The following is a 5,282-nucleotide window of genomic DNA, read 5'->3' on the forward strand; positions in this document are numbered from 1 at the left end:
CAAATTATCCGGTGAAGGGTCTTGACTGCCCAAGAAGTGAAGTCAGCGGCCATAGACTCTGGAATTTATTTAAATCGCATTATGGAACGTCAGAAAAATTCTTTGATGACTGCTTTGTGTTGAATTACTGCCCGTTATTATTTATCGCAGAAAGAAATTTAACTCCCGACAAGTTAATCAAGTCTGACAGTGAAAAATTATATTTATTGTGCGATTCATGCCTTAGAGACGTAATAAAGATTCTTGCGCCGAAATTCGTAATAGGAATCGGAAATTTTGCAGAGTCAAGAGCTAGCGAGTCCCTGAAAAATTTAAATCTCACAATCACAAAAATTTTGCACCCGAGTCCAGCCTCGCCAGCAAGTAATAAAAATTGGCCGGAAAAAGTTTATAAGCAGCTAATAATTTCAGGCGTATGGAGTGAATAAATAAATGAATTATGACGATACAAGCAATTTCGTTAGAATCCGGGCATTAATCAGCGGCAGAGTCCAGCATGTTGGGTTTCGTTATTGGGCGTGCGAACATGCAGAGAGACTCGGATTAACCGGCACAGTTGAAAATTTACCGGACGGACGAGTCGAAGTAGTTTTTCAAGGCAAACCCGAATGCGTGCAGGAAATGAAGGAAAAATTAAAGCGCGGGCCTTCAATAGCAATAGTCAGACAAGTTATATTCTACAATGAACGAGTTAATAATAATGAAACTTTTTTCGGGCCGGTGTATTAATTAAATGTAAGTCTGTGATATTATTTGCTTTACGAGGTGAAAAATTTAATTGAACGACATTAAGCAAATTCTTCAAGAACTCCGCGATAATAAAATTTCTGTTGATGATGCTTATCTGATGCTCAAGACAAAACCGTTTGAGGACATCGGATTTGCAAAAGTCGACCTGCACAGAAAATTACGTCAGGGAGCTTCAGAAGTTATTTACGGCGCAGGAAAAACTCCCGAACAAATCGCAGCAATTATTAACGTCATGAGCGCAAATAATCAGAAGGCTATACTAATCACCCGCTTATCACAAGAGTCAGCAGATGAATTAAAGCAAATGGGCTGTGAAATCGAATATCATGCAGACGCTAAAGCAGGAATTTACGGCAAAATCCCCGAAGTTACCAGCAAAAATTTTATAATCGTCGCAACTGGCGGAACAAGTGATATTCCCGTCGCAGAAGAAGCCGCACTCACAGCAGAAGTACTCGGAAACCGCGTATCACGACTCTATGACGTTGGAGTCGCTGGTTTACATCGCGTTTTATCTCACATTGACGAAATTATGAGCGCAAGTGTAATAATCGCCGTCGCAGGCATGGAAGGAGCTTTAGCAAGTGTTCTCGGAGGTCTCGCAGATTGTCCCGTTATTGCAGTTCCAACAAGTGTGGGCTATGGCGCGTCATTTGGCGGAGTCTCTGCTTTGCTTGCTATGTTAAATTCTTGCGCGTCGGGCGTTTCTGTAGTAAATATAGATAACGGATTCGGAGCAGGTTATTTCGCCGGAATGATAAATAAAATCAGAACAGAAGGAGAATTTACGTCATGAGAAAATTTTTATGTGCTTGCTTGCTGACTCTATTCACGTGCACGGCCTTAAATGCGTCAGATTATGATATTTCGGGAGTCTGGCATATTCACGGTGAAGGCTTTGTCGAAAAAAGTTTTGTGCGTTCAAGTCTTGAGCTCACAGGAAGAATGACTCTTACGACTCAGACTCTTAGAGAAATAAGCAGAGATATTCAAGAATTAATCAGCGGCGATGAAACAATTACAAACTTGTCAAATGAATTACTCGACAGCGATATGAAAGCTCTAACCGGCTATCAAATTTCTTTAGAACTCGAAGCAACAGAACTCGGCATCCACGCATGGAAAGAAAATTTGCCTAATGGTATAAGGATTCCCGTTTTACTTCCTGAAATGAGACCGACAAATAATAACCCTTTCAAGCTCCCTGCTGTTACTTATGACGGATTGACTTATCAATTAACTTTTACAAGCACAGAGTCAGGCAATGTAACAATTAAGGGCTATTTTGACGTAGATATTGTCGGAACGTGCGAATTAAATTCCGAGTCATCAATATGGAAGGACGGCAGCAAAGAACCTTCACGCAATGAATCTTCAAGCAGCGGCTGTAATTCGGGATTCGGAGTCTTTGCACTTGCTTTAATATTATCGGAGGTGCGCAAATTTGTTCGGCACTGATATTGGTATAGACTTAGGAACAGCGACAGTTTTAATTTACGAGAAGAATCACGGAGTCGTTCTCCGCGAGCCTTCAGTTGTTGCAATAGATCAAGACACAGGCGATATTCTTGCAGTAGGCTATGAAGCTAAAAGCATGGTCGGGCGAACTCCCGGCAGCATAACATCAGTTAGACCCCTAAGAGACGGAGTAATCGCAAATTATGACATGACAGAAGCAATGTTGCAGCACTTCATGAGGCGCGTTACAAAGGGGACGAAAAAATTTTTTAGAAATCGCGTTATGATCTGCGTACCTTCAGGAGCTACAGACGTTGAAAGGCGCGCGGTCATCGAGGCAGCTTTAGAGGTCGGCGCAAAAGAAGCGTATTTAATCGAGGAACCAATGGCAGCAGCTATCGGGGCAAATCTCGACGTAGAAGAAGCGCGCGGAAAAATGATAGTTGACATCGGCGGAGGCACTACAGATATTGCAGTTATTTCATTAGGTGGAGTAGTTGTCTCGAAATCTCTGCGAATCGGCGGTGATAAATTTGATGAAAGTATCATGCGTTATTTGCGCCGTCAATACAATTTGGCAATAGGCGACCAGACAGCAGAAAATTTAAAGATTATGATCGGCACCTGTATGCCCCTCGAACATGATATGAAAATGGTAGTCAAAGGCCGCGACTTAGTGCAGGGACTTCCGCGTCAAATTGAAGTTACAAGCTCAGCTATAAATATGGCACTGGGCGAAATGATTCAGTCTTTAGTTGACGGAATAAGAAATATTTTAGAGCTAACACCGCCGGAATTATCAGCCGACATAATAGACAGAGGCATTGTCTTAACGGGCGGAGGTGCTTTATTGCGCGGTCTTCCTGAATTAGTAGCACAGCAGACTGGCATAAATTGCTTTACCGCAGAGAATCCTATGGAAAGTGTTGCACTCGGAACAGGTAAGGCACTCGCAGAAATGGACAAGTTAAGAGAGACAGGCCGGAGCAACATGTTAATAAACTTGAAGAAAAGCGGAAAATTACGCAGTTAAATCAAAAAAGGGGAGGGGGAATCTTTTATGCATAGAGGATTATACGAGGCAGCGTCGGCAATGCTCGTTCAGGAAACAAATTTAGATGTCTTTACAAATAATTTAGCGAACGTCGACACACCCGGCTATAAACGCAGAGTCAGCGCAAATGCAGATTTTTCCGCAGTTATGGACAGAATCGAAAAGGTTTCAGAAGACGCACATACAAAAATTGCTACGATGTTCCCTGCTGATATGCCGTTCAAAGGCCGTCAGGTTATAGGCACGATGGCACTTGCTCAAATTTTTTCAGAAGATGTAATGGACACAGCCCCCGGAGTTGTCAAGACTTCAGAAAATCCGCTTGATATGACAATTGACGGCCCCGGATTCTTTGCTGTAGCTGACAGTAACGGAAATACTTTTTACACACGTTCGGGAAATTTCACGCTCAATAATGCCGGCTCGATAGTTACTCCTAATGGGATGACTTTACAAGGCGAGGGCGGAGAACTCACAGTTCCTGCAAACGCTTCAAGGATTCAAGTTATGCGCGACGGGCGAGTCATTGCTGATAATGCAGTTGTCGGGCGAGTAAATGTGTTCAATTTCGACAATCCTACATATTTGCATCATGAGGCAAGAAATTTATTAACTCCTACTGAACAATCCGGCGAGGCTTTACCCGTTGAAAATATAAAAATTTGGGGCGGTACTCTCGAAATGTCAAATGTCGAAGTTGTTACAGAAATGGTCAGAATGATTGAAGCTCAGCGGGCTTATGAAGGCGCGTCAAAGGCTTTAATGACTCACGATGAGCAGACTCAAAGGTTAATTACATCTTACAGCAGAGGATAAAAAGGGGGAGCATAAAAAATGTTACGTTCATTATGGACAAGTGCGTCAGGAATGATTGCACAGCAGACTCATTTAGACGTAGTAACACATAACTTAGCAAACGTTAATACACAAGGTTACAAGAAACGCCGCGCAGATTTTGAGGACTTAATGTATCAAATTAACAGAGAACCCGGCGCACCAGTTGAGCCAAATTCAGTTGTTCCTACGGGAGTGCAGGTCGGACTCGGTACAAGAGTTACAGCGACTCCAAGTTTTATGGTGCAGGGAAATTTTCAGATCACAGACGGGCCTCTTGATTGGGCAATTGTTGACGACAACGCATTTTTTCAGGTTACGACGACAAACGGCACTATCGCATATACTCGCGGGGGGTCATGGCAGATCGACAACGAGGGACAAATCGTAAATGAGGACGGTTTATTATTAGAGCCTGCTATCACGATTCCAAATAACGCAATGGAGATTCAATTATCGCCTACTGGTGTCGTAAGTGTCAGAGTTGACGGTGATACAGCTTTGCAGGAGTTAGGGCAGATTCAGCTCGCAAGATTCGTTAATCCAGCAGGTTTACGCGCTGTAGGTGATAGACTCTTTGTTCAGACTGACGCAAGCGGAGAACCCATCGTAGGTAACCCCGGTGAAGATGGAATGCCGCAAGTTAGACAAAACGTTATAGAAATGTCAAATGTTCAAGTCGTTGAAGAAATGGTCGAAATGATTGTAGCCCAGCGAGCTTATGAAGCAAATTCTAAGGGCATTCAGACAGCTGACGATTTATTGAGAATCGCAAACGGTCTCAAGCGTTAAATCATGAACAAAAAATTTTTATTAGGGGAGTGTATGATTATTGCGCTCCTCGTTTTTTTTGCGGTGAGTCAAGCTCATGCAGCACAAACTATTAGAATCGAGATTCCAGCAAAATTTTACAGTGCGGGAAATTCTTTCAAGCTCGGAAGTGTCGCAAAAATTACCGGCGGAAATCGTAACACACGAAAAATTTTATCGGACTTGACCCTAAACTCTGACGGAAATATTTTATCCCGCAATGAAGTTTTACGCGCAATTAGTGAGAGTTCAGCAAGCGACGCAAGAATCGAGTTATACATGCCGTCAACATGTCAAATAGAGCGTCCCGCCTACGAAGGAAATTTTACGGAGAGTCCAGCACTTAAACCGGCATCGAGTCTAATTCCTGTGATAA

8 protein-coding genes are annotated in these 5,282 nt (G+C 42.9%); all 8 read left to right on the plus strand.

Annotated elements, in window-relative coordinates; all coding sequences use genetic code 11:
- On the plus strand, positions 1–428 hold a 428-nt coding region (locus IJT21_02955), incomplete at its 5' end, for a hypothetical protein (GenBank protein MBQ7577208.1).
- A 4-nt stretch (positions 429–432) separates the two neighbouring features.
- Positions 433–729 carry an acylphosphatase gene (locus tag IJT21_02960; protein ID MBQ7577209.1) on the plus strand — a complete coding sequence of 99 codons (297 nt, stop codon included), beginning with the start codon at positions 433–435 and terminating at the stop codon, positions 727–729.
- Between the two features lie 118 nt (positions 730–847).
- A complete protein-coding gene (larB, locus tag IJT21_02965) occupies positions 848–1,546 on the plus strand; it encodes a nickel pincer cofactor biosynthesis protein LarB (GenBank protein ID MBQ7577210.1) in 699 nt (232 codons plus the stop codon).
- Positions 1,543–2,208, plus strand: a complete 666-nt coding sequence (locus IJT21_02970) for a hypothetical protein (GenBank protein ID MBQ7577211.1) — start codon at positions 1,543–1,545, stop codon at positions 2,206–2,208. The genes larB and IJT21_02970 overlap by 4 nt, the downstream gene beginning before the upstream one ends.
- Positions 2,195–3,241 carry a rod shape-determining protein gene (locus IJT21_02975; protein MBQ7577212.1) on the plus strand — a complete coding sequence of 349 codons (1,047 nt, stop codon included), beginning with the start codon at positions 2,195–2,197 and terminating at the stop codon, positions 3,239–3,241. Before IJT21_02970 ends, IJT21_02975 begins: the two co-directional genes overlap by 14 nt.
- Before the next feature lie 27 nt (positions 3,242–3,268).
- Positions 3,269–4,078, plus strand: a complete 810-nt coding sequence (locus tag IJT21_02980; protein ID MBQ7577213.1) for a flagellar hook-basal body complex protein — start codon at positions 3,269–3,271, stop codon at positions 4,076–4,078.
- Between the two features lie 18 nt (positions 4,079–4,096).
- Complete coding sequence (gene flgG, locus IJT21_02985) at positions 4,097–4,888, plus strand: flagellar basal-body rod protein FlgG (protein ID MBQ7577214.1); 792 nt, start codon at positions 4,097–4,099, stop codon at positions 4,886–4,888.
- A 33-nt stretch (positions 4,889–4,921) separates the two neighbouring features.
- Positions 4,922–5,282: hypothetical protein (locus IJT21_02990; GenBank protein ID MBQ7577215.1), on the plus strand; the 361-nt coding region annotated here is incomplete at its 3' end.

Source organism: Synergistaceae bacterium (assembly GCA_017443945.1).
Classification (GTDB): domain Bacteria; phylum Synergistota; class Synergistia; order Synergistales; family Aminobacteriaceae; genus JAFUXM01.